Here is a 14,890-nt window from a genome sequence, read left to right on the forward strand (position 1 = left end):
CGACGTAGGGCGGTTGGTTGCGTCAGCGGGCGGTGGACGCGGGGGCCAGGTCCTTCTCCTCCGGCGCGCCGATGAACGTCCGCCACAGCTCGGCGTACCGGCCGCCCCGCGCGAGGAGTTCGTCGTGCGTGCCGTCCTCCGCGACCCGGCCGTGGTCCATGACCACCACCCGGTCGGCGCGGGCGGCGGTGGTCAGCCGGTGCGCGACGACGAGGGTGGTACGGCGACCGGCGAGCCGGTCGGTGGCCTGGTTGACCTGCGCCTCCGTCGCCAGGTCCAGCGCCGCCGTCGCCTCGTCCAGCAACAGCACGTCGGGGTCGACGAGTTCGGCGCGGGCCAGCGCGATGAGCTGCCGCTGACCGGCGGACAGGTTGCGGCCCCGCTCGGCGACCTCGTGCAGGTAGCCGCCCTCCAGCGTGGCGATCATCTCGTGGGCGCCGACCGCGCGGGCCGCCGCCTCCACCTCGGCGTCGGTGGCGTCGGGGCGCCCGTAGGCGATGGCGTCCCGGACGGTGCCGGGGAACAGGTACGCCTCCTGCGGTACGACGCCGAGGCGGTGCCGGTACGCCGTCAGGTCGAGGTCGCGCAGGTCGGTGCCGTCGACGGTGACCCGGCCGCCGGTCGGGTCGTAGAACCGGGCCACCAGCTTCACCAGCGTCGACTTGCCCGCGCCGGTCTCACCGACGAACGCGACGGTCTGCCCGGCGGGGACGCGCAGGTCGATGCCGGTGAGCGCCTCCTCGTCGTCCCCGTACCTGAAGTGGACGTCCTCGAAGGCGATCTCGCCGCGCAGGGCGCGCACGTCGGCGGCCTTGGGGGCGTTCTTCGTCGACGTGGGCTCGCGCAGGAGTTCCTGGATGCGGCCCAGGGAGACCGTGGCCTGCTGGTAGCCGTCGAAGACCTGGGAGAGCTGCTGCACCGGCGCGAAGAACAGGTCGATGTAGAGCAGGTACGCCACCAGCGCGCCCGTCGTCAGCGTGCCCGCCTCGATGCGGCCCGCGCCGACGATGAGCACGGCGGCGGCAGCGGCCGACGACAGGAACTGCACGAACGGGAAGTAGACGGAGATCAGCCACTGGCCGTGGACGCGGGCCTGGCGGTAGCTGTCGCTGCGCTCCGCGAACGCCCGGCCGCCGTCGCCCTCGCGCCGGAACGCCTGCACGATCCGCAGCCCGGACACCATCTCCTGGAGGTCGGCGTTGACCGTGGAGACCCGCTCGCGGGCCAGTTCGTACGCCTTCACGCTCGCCCGGCGGAAGAAGAACGTGGCGAGGACCAGCGGCGGCAGGGTGGCGAAGACGACGAGGGCGAGTTCGACGTCGAGGACCAGCAGGGCGACCATGATGCCGAAGAAGGTGACGACCGAGACGAACGCGGTGACCAGGCCGGTCTGGAGGAACGTCGACAGGGCGTCCACGTCCGTCGTCATCCGGGTCATGATGCGGCCGGTCAGCTCACGCTCGTAGTAGTCGAGGCCGAGGCGCTGGAGCTGGGCGAAGATCTTCAGGCGCAGGGCGTACAGGACGCGTTCGCCGGTGCGGCCGGTCATGCGGATCTCACCGGTCTGCGCGGCCCACTGGGCGAGCACGGACAGCAGCGCCAGCAGCGAGGCCGTCCAGACCGCGCCGATCGCCATCTCGGTGACGCCGCTGTCGATGCCGTGCCGGATCAGCACGGGCAGCAGCAGGCCCGTGCCCGCGTCGACCGCGACCAGGGCGAGGCTGACGAGGAGGGGGAGGCCGAAGCCTCGCAGGAGGCGGCGCAGGCCGTAGGAGTCCTCCGGGGTGACGGCGCGGGTCTCGTCGACGTCGGGGGTGTCGGTCGCCGGGGGCAGCGCCTCCACCTGGGCGAGGAGTTCGGGGGTGGCGGGGCTGCCGTCCATCGCCGCGTCTCGGGGCTGGCGCTCGCCCGCCCACAGCCTCGGGGTGATGCCGCGCTCGGCGTCGAACTCGGCGTCCAGCTCGTCGCGTACGGAGGTGTCCTCCTGGGGTGCCTGGGGCTGGGCGTGGCCCGGGGAGACGGCGCCGAGTTCGTCGGGGTCGGTGAGGAGGCGGCGGTAGAGGGGGGAGCGTTCCTGGAGTTCCTCGTGGGTGCCGACGGCGGCGAGGCGGCCCGCGTCCAGGACGGCGATGCGGTCGGCGAGGTTGAGGGTGGAGCGGCGGTGCGCGATGAGGAGGGTGGTGCGGCCCGCCATGACGTGCTGGAGGGCCTCGTGGATCTCGTGCTCGACGCGGGCGTCCACGGCGGAGGTGGCGTCGTCCAGGACGAGGAGGCGGGGGTCGGTGAGCAGGGCGCGGGCCAGGGCGATGCGCTGGCGCTGGCCGCCGGAGAGGGTGAGGCCGTGCTCGCCGACCTTGGTGTCGTAGCCGTGGGGCAGCTCGGCGATGAAGCCGTCGGCCTGGGCGGCGCGGGCGGCCTGCTCGATCTGCTCGTCGGTGGCGCCCGGGTGGCCGTAGGCGATGTTGTTGCGGACGGTGTCGGAGAAGAGGAAGGAGTCCTCCGGGACCAGTCCGATGGCCGCCCGCAGCGACTCCTGCGTCAGCTCGCGCACGTCGTGGCCGCCGACGCGGACGGCGCCGCCGGTCACGTCGTAGAAGCGGGGCAGCAGCAGGGAGACCGTCGACTTGCCGGAGCCGGAGGTGCCGACGACGGCGAGGGTCTCGCCGGGGGCGATGCGGAAGGTGAGGCCGTCGAGGACGGGCCGGTCGGGGTCGTAGCCGAAGGAGACGTCGTCGAACTCGACGGTCGCGGGCGCGTCGGCGGGCAGGTCGCGCTCGCCGTCGGTGAGGGACGGCTCGGTGTCGATCAGCTCCAGGACGCGCTCGGTGCCCGCGCGGGCCTGCTGGCCGACGGTGAGGACCATGGCGAGCATCCGGACCGGGCCGACGAGCTGGGCGAGGTAGGTGGAGAACGCGACGAACGTGCCGAGGGTGATGTGCCCGTGGACCGCGAGCCAGCCGCCGAGGGCCAGCATGGCGACCTGGCCGAGCGCGGGCACGGCCTGGAGGGCGGGGGTGTAGCGGCTGTTCAGGCGGATGGTGCGCAGCCGCCCCGCGAACAGCTTCCGGCCGACCTCGCGGAGCTTGCCGGTCTCCTGCGCCTCCTGCCCGAACCCCTTCACCACGCGTACGCCGCTGACCGCGCCGTCGACGACGCCCGCGACGGCGGCGGCCTGCGCCTGCGCGTACCAGGTGGACGGGTGCAGCCGGGTGCGGCTGCGCTTGGCGATCCACCACAGGGCGGGCGCGACGGCGAGGGCGACCAGCGTGAGCGGTATGGACAGCCACGCCATGATCACCAGGGAGATCAGGAAGAGCAGGAAGTTCCCGATGGTCATCGGGAGCATGAACAGCAGGCCCTGGATCAGCTGGAGGTCGCTGGTGGCCCGGCCGACGACCTGCCCGGTGGACAGCTCGTCCTGGCGGCGCCCGTCGAGCCGGGTGATCGTGCCGTACATCTCGGTGCGCAGGTCGTGCTGGACGTCGAGGGCGAGTCGGCCGCCGTAGTAGCGGCGGATGTAGGTGAAGACGTAGACCAGCAGCGCGGCGCCGATCAGGGCGCCCGCCCAGGGGGCCATGGAGCGGGTCCTGTCCCCGATGACATCGTCGATGATCACCTTGGTGATCAGCGGGACGACCGCCATGACGGCCATCCCGGCGAGCGACGAGCCCAGGGCGAGGACGACGTCCTTCGGATACCGCCAGGCGTATCCGGCCAGCCGCCGTGCCCATCCCCGTTGCCTGTCCACGCGGGTGCCTTCCCTCCGACGACCTGATCTTCCGGAAGGCACCAACGCGGACGGGGCCGGATTTCATCCCGGCGCCGGCACGGGTATTCGTTTGCGGCGGCTCGGCCCGGTCGGATAGGAAGCCCGCATGTTGAAGGGGAGCAAGGTCGGGCTGCGCGCCCGGCACGAGGACGACATCCCGGTGCTGCGGGCCGAGCTGTACGACGACGTGGTCAACGCCTCCCGGGCCGAGGCCGGGCCGTGGCGGCCGGTCACGCCCGGGTCGAAGGACCCCCGGCTCGTGGTGGACGACACCCGGGAGGGCAGCGTCCCCTTCTCCGTGGTGGAGCTGGACGGCGGCACGCTGGTCGGCACCGCGAACCTGTGGGGCATCGACACCCACAACCGGTGCGCGCACATCGGCCTCGGCCTGCTGCCCTCGGCGCGCGGCAAGGGCTACGGCACGGACGTGGTGGCGGTGCTGTGCCACTACGGCTTCGTGGTGCGCGGGCTGCACCGGCTCCAGATCGAGACGCTGGCGGACAACGCGGCGATGCTGCGCTCCGCCGAGCGCAACGGCTTCGTCCGCGAGGGCGTGCTGCGCTCCTCGGCGTGGGTGCTGGGCGAGTTCCTGGACGAGGTGCTGCTCGGGCTCCTCGCCCAGGACTGGAAGCCGGACTCAGGTCACGGCCGGACCGTGAGCGCGTAGAAGCGGGTCGTCTGGTTCGGGCTCGCGTTGTCGTCGCTGGCCAGCAGGACGTCCAGGCGGTCCTTGGCGCGGCCGGTGACCGTCATCGCCTCGATGTTGTCGAGCAGCGGGTTGGGCTGCGGCTGCTTCGCCGTGGCGCCCAGGTCGGGGCAGTCGACGAGGTCGGCGAGCAGCGCCTTGCGGATCAGGCGGACGCCGTCCTGCCCGGTCAGGGCCGGGACGTCGCTGGTGTCGGTGGCGTGCCGGGGGTCGGCCAGGTAGAGGCGGACGGTGTTGCCGACGCCGGGGGTGTAGCCGCGCTCCAGGACGAGCAGACGTCCGTCGGGCGTGGCGGTGACCTCGGGGACCCCGAGGCCGGGGTCGGCGCGGTAGCCGTACTGGGCGCCGAGCCGGAAGTCGCCGCTCCCGGTCCGCCGCCAGGTCTGGAAGCGGACGGTGTCCGTGTCGTCGCCGGACAGGGCGGCCTCCATCGACGCCAGCAGGGTCCGCCCGCCGGGCAGCAGGGTCAGCCCCTCGAAGGTGAGGTTGGTGGTGGCCCGCCCGGCGGGGGCGACCCGCAGCGCGTCCGGCACGGGGAGGCTCGCGAGGATCTCGCCGGTGCGGGCGTGGCGGCGTACGGCGGGCCCGTGCTCGTCGGAGATCAGGTAGCTGCCGTCGCGGTCCACGACCAGGCCCTCGGAGTCCAGGGCGCCCCCGGCCTCGTCGGTGAGCTTCACGACCCGGCGCGGCTGGAGGGTGCGCGCGTCCAGGGTGAACAGGGCGGACCGGTCGGAGAGGGCGGCGAGCGTGCCGTCGCGGTCGGTGGCGAGCGCGGAGAGGTTGCCGACGTCGGTGCCGTCGTACGTCGTCTTGTCGAGGGCGTCGGAGAAGCCCCGGATGGCCACGGACGGCGAGCAGGCCCGGGACGCGGGCGAGGGGGCGGCGGTCGCGTGGGCCGCCCCGGCTGCGGTCAGACAGGTGGCGGCCACCGTCAGGGCGGCGGTGGCCGTGGCGAGTGCGGATCTCAGGCGCATGGGCGTCACGGTAGGCGGTGGCGGTGACGGTGGGGAGGCCGCGCCGTGAAGGGTCACCTCCCCGAGGGCCGGGAGGGCGACGGTGACGGGGAAGGGGACGGGGACGGACAAGTGGGCGTCGGTGTCGGGGACTTGGGCGCGGCGGCGGCCTGGGTGGTGGCGCACGGTGACGGGCAGGTGGCCGTCGGCCTCGGGTCCTTGGGCGCGGCGGCGGCCGGGGGGGTGGCGCACGGTGACGGGCAGGTGGCCGTCGGCCTCGGGTCCTTGGGCGCGGCGGCGGCCTGGGTGGTGGCGCACGGGTCGGGGCCCTTGCCCCCCTCCGGCGCGCTGGCCCAGTTGTAGAGGAGCACGCCGAGGACGGTCAGCACGGTGACGAGCAGCAGCAGCCCAAAGAGCGGCGGCACCGGCGTCCGGCGCTCCCGGCGTTCCCGAGGTGCCGACGCCGTCCCGGCGGGCGTGCGGCGCGGGTCCCGGCGGGGCACCGCGTCCGAGCGCAGGGCGAAGGCCGGGGCGCCGCGCACGGTGAACTCCTCGTCGGCGTCCTCCGCGGTGAGGAAGGCCCGGTACGCGGCGAGGGCGGCCTCCCGGGCCTGGGCGAGGTCGGCGTCGGCGGGGTCGGTGACCCGCGCGTGCGGGCAGACGAACCCGTAGATCATCTGCAACGGGCGCCCGTGCTCGTCGCGCGGGGCCAGCTCCGGCTGGCCGGTGTCCGCCGCCGTGACCAGGTGCGTGGCGTGGACGACCGTCAGCGCGCGGCCCGCGCGGGTGGTGACGTCCATGACCCGCGCCCGGTCGTCCTCGTCGTCGGGGGCCACCGAGTCGTCGAGGGCCCCGTAGTCGCGGTCGGCGACGAGGAAGTCCGGTGCGAGGAGCGTGCGGTAGCCGCGGTGGCGGCCCCGGGCGACCAGGAACGGCCAGGCGCCGTACGCCGTCGCACCGCCGTGGGGCGCGGTCACGGCGTCAGCCTCGACGCGGGCAACTGCACCTCAAGGGTGTTGACCTTGCGCCGCATGTCGTCGACGACGCGGCGCCGGGCGCGCCGGAACTCCTCGATCTTCGCCTGCTCACCGTCGAGTTCCTGCTCGGCGCGGGCCTGTCGGCTGCTCTGGGCGCCGGACTGGGAGTCCATGTAGAGGTCCATCAGGGAGTTGGAGACGAGCAGGGCGGTGGTGGTGCCGAAGGCGAGGGTCAGGGCGCGTCCGGCGACCTGCCCGGCGAACGTGCCGAGCGAGGCGAGCGCCTCCACCGGCGTCATCCGGCTGCGCCGCCGCACCTCCTCCCGCAGCAGTCGCCGGGTGGTCTCGTCGAGGCGGTGCTCGACGACGTCGAACATGTCCGGTACGACGGCCGAGAGCGGCACCTCCACATGGGCGGGCCGGACCTCCCCGCGCCCCGCCTTGACCACCTCGCCGGACGGGTCGACGGTGGCGAAGTCGGGTCCGACGGCGCTCACCGGGATCAGCCGGACCACCCGGTCGTCGCTGTGGATGCGCACCAGGGAGCTGAACTGGGCGTTGGCCATGAGCACTTCCCGCACGATCCTCATGCGCTCGCGCTCGTCGGGGTGGAGGTCGGCGAGCAGGTCCCACTTGGTGATGACGAAGCTGACCGGGCAGGTGGCCGTGATCATCAGCGGCACCATGGCGTCGAGGGCCCGCGCGAGCCGTCTGCGCCCGCCCGGGTCGCCGTCGCAGACCTTGCGCAGGACGTAGCCGTCGACGACGCCGAGCAGGGAGTCGGCGGTCCTGATGTGCTCTTCGAGTTCCTCCTGCGCGGTGGAGCCCGGCTCCTGGATCTCGGTGAGCAACTCGCCCGCGTACTCCAGGTACCTGATGTGGAAGGCGGTGTGCGTGGCCGGTCCGGTGCGGGTCTTGACGGTGAAGGTGAAGTGCCGGGTCTCGCCCTTGGCCGTGCCGCGCGGCCAGCCGTGCGCGGACTCGGTGTCGGCCATCTGGTGGAACCACCGGTTCAGCAGCAGCACCTCGTCGCGCGGCGCGGTGAGGAAGAAGCACTGGTGGGCCGGGGTCTGGAGCTGGTGGTACATGCTGGCCAGCAGGAGCGTCTTGCCGGAGCCCTGGAGGCCGATGGTGACGACCTGGAAGGTGGGGACCTGCTGGTAGTCGGCGGCTGAGGGCGGCTGGTGCCGCCTGCGGTTCCGAGCGGTCCTGGACACGGTGTAGACGACCGCCAACAGCACGATCGCGATGAGGATGACTGCCATGGCGTGCTTGCCTCTCCGTCCGAAAATGGACGCCCCCGAAGGCGTACGCACAGTGATCCCACGACTCTCCAGCGTGGTCAATACGCCAATAAGCGGGGTGGGGTGCCGGGTTGGCGGACGCAAGTGACGCAGGGGAAACGGAAATCTTCTGTTCACCCATGGGTATGCATGTTCATGCCATGCTCAAACGGTTCCTTCGATCAACGCGCGTAGAGAACCGTGGAGCACCGCGGAACAGCACGTCCATCCCCCTCGCAGAACGGACACCCCCACATGCCCGTCACCGCCGTACGCCCCCGCCACCACCGCCTCAGGCCCCTCGCGCTCGCCGTCTCGGCCGTCCTGGTCGCCCTCACCGCCCCGGCGCTCACCGCGGCCCCGGCCGGGGCGACCACGACCGACTACGACACGACGTACTACAAGAACGCGGTCGGCAAGACCGGCGCCAGCCTGAAGAGTTCGCTGAACACGATCATCAGCAGCCAGACCAAGATCTCCTACTCGGCGGTCTGGGAGGCCCTGAAGGTCACCGACCAGGACCCGAACAACAGCGCCAACGTGCGGCTGCTGTACTCCGGCATCTCCCGCAGCAAGTCCCTCAACGGCGGTGACGTCGGCGACTGGAACCGTGAGCACGTGTGGGCCAAGTCCCACGGCGACTTCGGCACCGCCACCGGCCCCGGCACCGACCTGCACCATCTGCGCCCCGAGGACGTGCAGGTCAACAGCGTGCGCGGCAACAAGGACTTCGACAACGGCGGCAGTTCCTTCACCAACAGCGGGGGCAGCCTGACCGACGCCAACTCCTTCGAGCCCCGCGACGCCGTCAAGGGCGACGTGGCCCGCATGGTCCTCTACATGGCCGTCCGCTACGAGGGCACCGACGGCTGGCCCGACCTGGAGCCCAACGACTCGACCAGCAACGGCACCTCGCCGTACCACGGCCGTCTGTCGGTGCTGAAGCAGTGGAACGAGCAGGACCCGCCGGACGCCTTCGAGGAGCGCCGCAACGAGGTCATCTACACCACCTACCAGCACAACCGGAACCCGTTCATCGACCACCCGGAGTGGGTCGAGGCGATCTGGTAGGCCCGCTTCCGGCGCCGGTGCCCGGGGCCCGTACGCCCCGCGCACCGGCGCCCGGCACCGCGGCGGACTCTCCCCGCCGAGCCACCGGTTCGCTCCAACAGGTGGTGTGAACGCCCGTTCACGGGAGGGCGGCTGCCGGGCCCGCGACCATGGCAGAGCCCCGGCGGACGGTTCCGCCGGGAGGCCCGTAGTGGCCCAGCCCCTCACACCCCGTGGAGAGTCCCGTGAAGTTCCGTACCTGGTCCGCCGCCGCCGCACTCGCCCTCACCGCGCTGGCGCTGCCCGCCCCGTCCGCCGTCGCCGCGCAGCCGGACGCCGCCGCCCCGCCCGCCTGCGCCGACGGGTCGGTCTGCTTCTGGAGCGGGGAGGGCTTCGGCGGCGACACCTGGGAGTGGACGGCCCGCAGCGGCTACCGCGACATGCCGCCCTTCCTGCACGACCACGTCGGCTCGTTCGTCGCCAGCACCCGCGCCTGCTTCGTCAACTGGGGCCCCGTCGAGAAGCGGGACGTCTTCAACGGCGACTGGCGCTCGCGCTACCTCGGCGACTTCGGCGGGCGGATCGACGGGGTGGGGCCAGGCGGCTGCTGACCCCTCGTCACCCCGTATGGGTGGGCGCGAACATCCGCAGCACCGCCGGAAGCACGACCACCGACGGTCCAGGTGACGCCAGGGCCGCGGTGAGGTCCGCTTCCAGGGTCCCGGGGGTGGTGCGGACCCCCGGGACGCCGAACGACTCGGCGAGGGCGACGAAGTCCGGCCGGGTCAGCTCGGTCACCGGGTCCCCCGGGGTCGCGCCGTACGCGTCGGTCAGGTACTCGCGCAGGATGCCGTAGCCGCCGTCGTCGACGATCAGCCAGGTGACGTCCAGGTCGTGCTGGCGGGCGGTCGCCAGCTCGGCGACGGAGTACAGCGCGCCGCCGTCCCCGGAGACCGCGAGGGCCGGGCGGGTCGGGTCCGCGACGGCGGCGCCGAGGGCGGCCGGGAAGGCGTAGCCGAGGCCGCCCGCGCCCTGCGCGGAGTGCATGGTGTTGGGCGCCTTGGCGTCGAAGGCCGACCAGGCCCAGTACGCCAGGACCGTCATGTCCCAGAACGACGGCGACCGCGCGGGCAGCGCGCGCCGGACGGCGCCCAGCACCTCCTGCTCCAGCGTGCGGTCCTGCCCGGCAATCCGCTCCCGCACCCGCTCAAGCACCGCCCGCACCCGCTCCGGCGCCGTCGGGTCGGACCGCTCGGGCACCGTCTCCAGCAGCGCCTGGAGGGCCAGCCGGGCGTCGGCGTGGATGCCGAGGGCCGGGTGGTTGGCCTCCAGCTTGCCGGGGTCGGCCTCGATCTGCACGACCCGGCCGCGCGGCCGGAACGTGTGGTAGTTGGACGAGAGCTCCCCGAGCCCGGAGCCGACGACGAGCAGGACGTCGGCGTCCTCCAGGAAGTCGGTGGTGTGCCGGTCCTCCAGCCAGGACTGGAGGGACAGCGGATGCGTCCACGGGAAGGCGCCCTTGCCGCCGAAGGTGGTGACGACCGGCGCGTCCAGCCGCTCCGCGAGCTGCCGCAGCTTCTTCGCCGCGTCCGCCCGCACGACTCCCCCGCCCGCGACGATCGCCGGACGCTCGGCCCGCGCCAGCAGCTCGGCGGCTACGGCGGTGAGTTCCGGCCTCGGCACCAGCTCCTCCGGCGTGGCGTCGACGCCGGTCACCACCGGGATCGACGTCTTCGCGGCGAGCACGTCCTGCGGGACCTCCACCCACACCGGCCCGTGCGGGGCGGTCAGCGCCGACTGCCAGGCGGCGGCGATGGCGGACGGGATCTGCGACGCCGTACGGACGGTGTGCACCGACTTCACCACGCCCCGGAACGAGGCGGCCTGGTCGGGCAGTTCGTGCAGATAGCCGTGGCGCCCGCCGCCCAGGCCGCGCACCGGCACCTGGCTGCTGATCGCCAGCACCGGCGCCGAGGCCGCCGCCGCCTCCTGGAGCGCGGCCAGCGAGGTCAGCGCGCCAGGACCGGTCGACAGCAGCAGCGGCGCGGCCTCGCCGGTGATCCGGCCGTACGCGTCCGCCGCGAACCCGGCGTTGTTCTCCACCCGGAGCCCGACGTACCGCAGGTCGGAGCGGCGCAGCGCGTCGTACACGGCGAGGGCGTGCTGGCCGGGCAGCCCGAAGACGGTGGTCGCGCCGAGCCCGGCCAGCGTCTCCACGACCAGGTCCCCGCCCGTGCGGCCGGGGGGAGGATTCAGCGCGGCCTCCCTCTGGGCCTCGGTGGGGCGGAGTACCAGGTCGTGGTCGTGGGTCACTGCGCGCGGGCCTCCGCAATCTGCCGGGACATGATCGTGGTCAGTTCGTACGCCGTGTGGGACGCGGCCACCGACGTGATCTCCGCGTGATCGTACGCGGGCGCCACCTCGACCACATCCGCGGAGACCAGGTGGCAGGAGGCCAGCCCGCGCAGGATCTCCAGCAGCTCGCGGGAGGTCATGCCGCCCGCCTCGGGGGTGCCGGTGCCGGGGGCGTGCGCCGGGTCGAGGCAGTCGATGTCGATGGAGATGTACAGCGGCCGGTCGCCGACGCGCTGCCGGAGCTGGTCGGCGACCTCGTCGGCGCCGCGCCGGTAGACGTCGGCGGAGGTGACGATGCCGAAGCCCATCTTCTCGTCGTCGGTGAGGTCCTGCTTGCCGTAGAGCGGGCCGCGCGTGCCGACGTGCGACAGCGCGGAGGTGTCGAGGATTCCCTCCTCGACGGCGCGGCGGAACGGGGTGCCGTGGGTGTACTCGGCGCCGAAGTAGGTGTCCCAGGTGTCGAGGTGGGCGTCGAAGTGGAGCAGCGCGACCGGCCCGTGTTTCCTGGCGACGCTCCTGAGGAGGGGCAGCGCGATGGTGTGGTCGCCGCCGAGGGTCATCAGCCGGGCGCCGGTGCCGAGCAGGTCGTCGGCGGCGGCCTCGACCGTCTCGACGGCCTCGTTGATGTCGAAGGGGTTCACGGCGATGTCACCGCCGTCCGCGACCTGCGCGAGCGCGAAGGGGGAGGCGTCCTGCGCCGGGTTGTACGGCCGCAGCAGCCGGGACGCCTCACGGATCGCGTTGCCGCCGAAGCGGGCGCCGGGCCGGTACGAGACACCCGAGTCGAACGGCACCCCGACCACGGCGACGTCGGCGGTGCCGACCTCGTCCAGGCGGGGCAGCCGGGCGAAGGTCGCGGGACCGGCGTACCGGGGGACGCGGGAGGAGTCGACGGGGCCGCGGGGTGTCTCGTGCGTGGTCATGGTCCCCGACCCTAGGTCCGTCGCCGGGCGGCGGCGAAGTGTACGTTTCCTCCATACCCTTGTGTGAGAGTGGAGGAATCGCACACCATGACCGTCCCGCCCACTCCCCCGGTGCCGCTGGCGGACCTGCTGGCCCGCGAGGACCTGGCGCTGCGGCGGATCGCCGGGCCCGCCGACGTGTCCGGCGTCGTCATCCACGGCGCGCACGCCTCGGAGATGCCCGACCCGTACCCGTACCTGCTGGGCGGGGAGCTGCTGCTGACGGCGGGCGCGCAGCTGCCGGAGGCGCCGGACGCGGCGTACTTCGACGCGTACGTCTCCCGGATCGTCGCGGCGGGCGGCGCGGCGCTGGGCTTCGGGCTGGCCCCCGTGCACGACACGGTGCCCGCGGGGCTGGTCGCGGCCTGCGAGGCGCACGGGCTGCCGCTGCTCGAGGTGCCGCCGCGGACCACGTTCGCGGGCGTGGCCCGTGCCGTCTGGCAGCTCATGGCCCACGCCCGGCACGCCGAGCTGCGCCGCGTCACGGAGGCCCAGCAGGGCCTCGCCGCCGCGGCGTCCCGGCCCGACCCGGTCCCGGCGGTGCTGCGGCAGCTCGCGCGGGCGGTGGCGGGGTGGGCGGTGCTCTACGACGCGGCGGGCGAGCGGGTCGCGGCGGCGGGGCGCACCCCGGAGGCGGCCGGGGTGCGGACGGGCCTGCGGGAGCTGGCGCGCCGGTTGACCGCGCGGTCGACGACGACGGCCACGGACACGGCGGAGGGCACAGACCTCACCGCGTACTCCCTCGGCGCCGCCCGGGGCCATGTCCTCGGCGTGGCCGCCGCCCGCCGCGCCCCCGGGGACCACACCATCGCCTCGGTGGCCGCCGTACTGCTGTCCCTGCTCACCGGCGCGCACCAGGGCGGCGCGGCGGCGGCGCGCTCGTCGGCGCTGGTGCGGCTGCTGCTGGGGGCCGCGCCGGAGGCGGTGGCGCCGCTGCTGGGCGCGGAGAGCTGGTACGTCGTGCACGCCGTCCGGCCGCGGCGGGCGGCGGCGGGCCGGACCCCGCCGGACCCGGGCGCCGACCGGTGGGGCACACATCCGCCCGCCGACGCGCTCGCGGCCTCCGCGCTGGGTACGGCGCTGGGCTCGCCCCTGGTCGACCTGGCCGAGGACGTCGTACGGGTCCTGGTCCCCGCCGACCGCGAACCGGCCCCGCAGCCCGGCTGGACCCTGGGCGTCAGCGCCCCCGTCGGCCCCGCCGACTGGCCCACCGCCGACGCCCAGGCGGCCCGCGCGCTGGCCCGCGCCCGCGCCACCCGCACGCCCCTCCACCACTACGGCACGCCCCGGCTGGCGGACCTGGTCCCGCCCGCGGAGGCCGAGGCGCACGCCCGCGCGCTCCTCGCGCCCCTCACCCCCACGCTCGGAGATACCCTGCGCGCCTGGCTCTCCCTGCACGGCAGTTGGGACCGCACCGCCGTGGCGCTGGGCGTGCACCGCAACACCGTGCGCCAGCGCGTCGCCCGCTGCGCGGCGCTGTTGGAGGCGGACCTGGACGATCCGGACGTCCGGATGGAACTGTGGTTCGCCCTGCGCCGGTCCTGAGGGTGCGCGAGGGCGTGATGAGCCCCACGCGGCCCGCTCTGGACGACGCTCCGTACTGGCCGGTACGGTAGCCCTCTGAGCAAGCGCTTAGACATGTACCCGTGGAGGTGACGGCGTGCGCCGTACGGTGTTCAACGAGGATCACGAGGCGTTCCGGGAGACCTTGCGCGCCTTCATCGAGGCCGAGGTCGTACCGGTGTACGACGAGTGGTTCGCCGCGGGCCAGGCGCCGCGCGACTTCTACTACAAGCTCGGTGAGCTGGGCGTCTTCGGCATCAACGTGCCGGAGGAGTTCGGCGGCGCGGGCCTGGAGACGCACAAGTTCGAGGCGATCCAGTACGAGGAGACGGCCCGCGCGGGCGTCAGCTTCGGCGGCTCGGGCGTGCACGTGCTGCTCGCCCTCCCCTACATCAAGATGCTGGCCACGGACGAGCAGAAGAAGCGCTACCTGCCGAAGTTCGTCTCCGGCGAGGAGATGTGGGCGATCGCGATGACCGAGCCGGGCACCGGCTCCGACCTCGCGGGCATGAAGTCCACCGCCAGGCTCAGCGAGGACGGCACGCACTACGTCCTCAACGGCGCCAAGACCTTCATCACCGGCGGCGTGCACGCCGACAAGGTCATCGTCTGCGCCCGCACCGCCGCGCCGACGGCGGAGGACCGCCGCTTCGGCATCTCCCTGTTCGCGGTGGACACCAAGTCCGAGGGCTACTCGGTCGGCCGCAAGCTGGACAAGCTGGGCCTGAAGACGTCCGACACCGCCGAGCTGGCGTTCGTCGACGTCAAGGTGCCCGTCGAGGACCTCCTCGGCGAGGAGAACAAGGGCTTCTACTACCTCGGCGCCAACCTGCCCTCCGAGCGCTGGGGCATCGCCTTCGGCGCGTACGCGCAGGCCAAGGCCGCCGTGCGGTTCGCCCAGCAGTACGTGCAGGAGCGCACCGTCTTCGGCAAGCCGGTCGCCGCGTTCCAGAACACCAAGTTCGAGCTGGCCGCCTGCCAGGCCGAGGTGGACGCCGCGGAGGCGGTCGCGGACCGCGCCCTGGAGGCGCTGGACGCCGGTGAGCTGACGGCGGCCGAGGCGGCGAGCGCCAAGCTGTTCTGCACCGAGGTCGCGCACCGCGTCATCGACCGCTGCCTCCAACTGCACGGCGGCTACGGCTACATGAACGAGTACCCGATCGCCCGCCTGTACGCCGACAACCGCGTCAACCGCATCTACGGCGGCACCAGCGAGGTCATGAAGATGATCATCGCGAAGAACATGGGCCTGTAGGCCCACGAAAAGAGTGC

The 14,890-nt window shown here is 73.5% G+C and carries 11 protein-coding genes; 5 read left to right on the top strand and 6 right to left on the bottom strand.

What is annotated here, in order from left to right:
• Window positions 1-22 precede the first annotated feature (22 nt).
• Complete coding sequence (locus ACFQZ6_RS13145) at window positions 23-3,748, bottom strand: ABC transporter ATP-binding protein (protein ID WP_381607907.1); 3,726 nt, start codon at window positions 3,746-3,748, stop codon at window positions 23-25.
• A 127-nt stretch (window positions 3,749-3,875) separates the two neighbouring features.
• Here ACFQZ6_RS13145 and ACFQZ6_RS13150 point away from each other — a divergent pair, with 127 nt between their 5' ends.
• A complete protein-coding gene (locus tag ACFQZ6_RS13150) occupies window positions 3,876-4,436 on the top strand; it encodes a GNAT family N-acetyltransferase (RefSeq protein WP_381607908.1) in 561 nt (186 codons plus the stop codon).
• Here ACFQZ6_RS13150 and ACFQZ6_RS13155 read toward each other — a convergent pair.
• The 3 genes from ACFQZ6_RS13155 to ACFQZ6_RS13165 are packed head-to-tail and all read right to left on the bottom strand — an operon-like array spanning window position 4,412 to window position 7,670.
• Window positions 4,412-5,449 (bottom strand): esterase-like activity of phytase family protein, encoded by a 1,038-nt coding sequence (locus ACFQZ6_RS13155; RefSeq protein WP_381607910.1) that lies wholly within the window; start codon window positions 5,447-5,449, stop codon window positions 4,412-4,414. The two genes, ACFQZ6_RS13150 and ACFQZ6_RS13155, sit on opposite strands and share 25 nt — an antisense overlap.
• 53 nt (window positions 5,450-5,502) lie before the next feature.
• Window positions 5,503-6,405 carry a hypothetical protein gene (locus ACFQZ6_RS13160; protein WP_381607911.1) on the bottom strand — a complete coding sequence of 301 codons (903 nt, stop codon included), beginning with the start codon at window positions 6,403-6,405 and terminating at the stop codon, window positions 5,503-5,505.
• Window positions 6,402-7,670: a hypothetical protein gene (locus ACFQZ6_RS13165; protein ID WP_381607912.1), complete on the bottom strand. Its 1,269-nt coding sequence runs from the start codon at window positions 7,668-7,670 to the stop codon at window positions 6,402-6,404. The genes ACFQZ6_RS13160 and ACFQZ6_RS13165 overlap by 4 nt, the downstream gene beginning before the upstream one ends.
• Window positions 7,671-7,943: 273 nt before the next feature.
• On the opposite strand from ACFQZ6_RS13165, the gene ACFQZ6_RS13170 reads away from it, so the two are divergent.
• Both ACFQZ6_RS13170 and ACFQZ6_RS13175 read left to right on the top strand, forming a co-directional pair.
• Entirely contained in the window at window positions 7,944-8,759 is an 816-nt protein-coding gene (locus ACFQZ6_RS13170; RefSeq protein WP_381607913.1) for an endonuclease I family protein, read from the top strand.
• 224 nt (window positions 8,760-8,983) lie between these two features.
• Complete coding sequence (locus ACFQZ6_RS13175) at window positions 8,984-9,349, top strand: peptidase inhibitor family I36 protein (protein ID WP_381607915.1); 366 nt, start codon at window positions 8,984-8,986, stop codon at window positions 9,347-9,349.
• A gap of 7 nt (window positions 9,350-9,356) precedes the next feature.
• On the opposite strand, the gene ACFQZ6_RS13180 is transcribed toward ACFQZ6_RS13175, so the two are convergent.
• Both ACFQZ6_RS13180 and speB read right to left on the bottom strand, forming a co-directional pair.
• The gene (locus ACFQZ6_RS13180) at window positions 9,357-11,051 is read right to left on the bottom strand and encodes a thiamine pyrophosphate-binding protein (protein ID WP_381607916.1); all 1,695 of its coding nucleotides are present in this window, start codon (window positions 11,049-11,051) and stop codon (window positions 9,357-9,359) included.
• A complete protein-coding gene (speB, locus tag ACFQZ6_RS13185) occupies window positions 11,048-12,016 on the bottom strand; it encodes an agmatinase (protein WP_381607917.1) in 969 nt (322 codons plus the stop codon). The genes ACFQZ6_RS13180 and speB overlap by 4 nt, the downstream gene beginning before the upstream one ends.
• A gap of 87 nt (window positions 12,017-12,103) precedes the next feature.
• On the opposite strand from speB, the gene ACFQZ6_RS13190 reads away from it, so the two are divergent.
• Both ACFQZ6_RS13190 and ACFQZ6_RS13195 read left to right on the top strand, forming a co-directional pair.
• Window positions 12,104-13,600: a PucR family transcriptional regulator ligand-binding domain-containing protein gene (locus ACFQZ6_RS13190; RefSeq protein WP_381607918.1), complete on the top strand. Its 1,497-nt coding sequence runs from the start codon at window positions 12,104-12,106 to the stop codon at window positions 13,598-13,600.
• Window positions 13,601-13,715: 115 nt separating this feature from the next.
• Window positions 13,716-14,873 (top strand): acyl-CoA dehydrogenase family protein, encoded by a 1,158-nt coding sequence (locus ACFQZ6_RS13195; RefSeq protein WP_381607920.1) that lies wholly within the window; start codon window positions 13,716-13,718, stop codon window positions 14,871-14,873.
• Window positions 14,874-14,890: the final 17 nt, after the last annotated feature.

It is taken from the genome of Streptomyces flavalbus, from assembly GCF_042674625.1.
In the GTDB taxonomy this organism is placed as follows: domain Bacteria; phylum Actinomycetota; class Actinomycetes; order Streptomycetales; family Streptomycetaceae; genus Streptomyces; species Streptomyces flavalbus.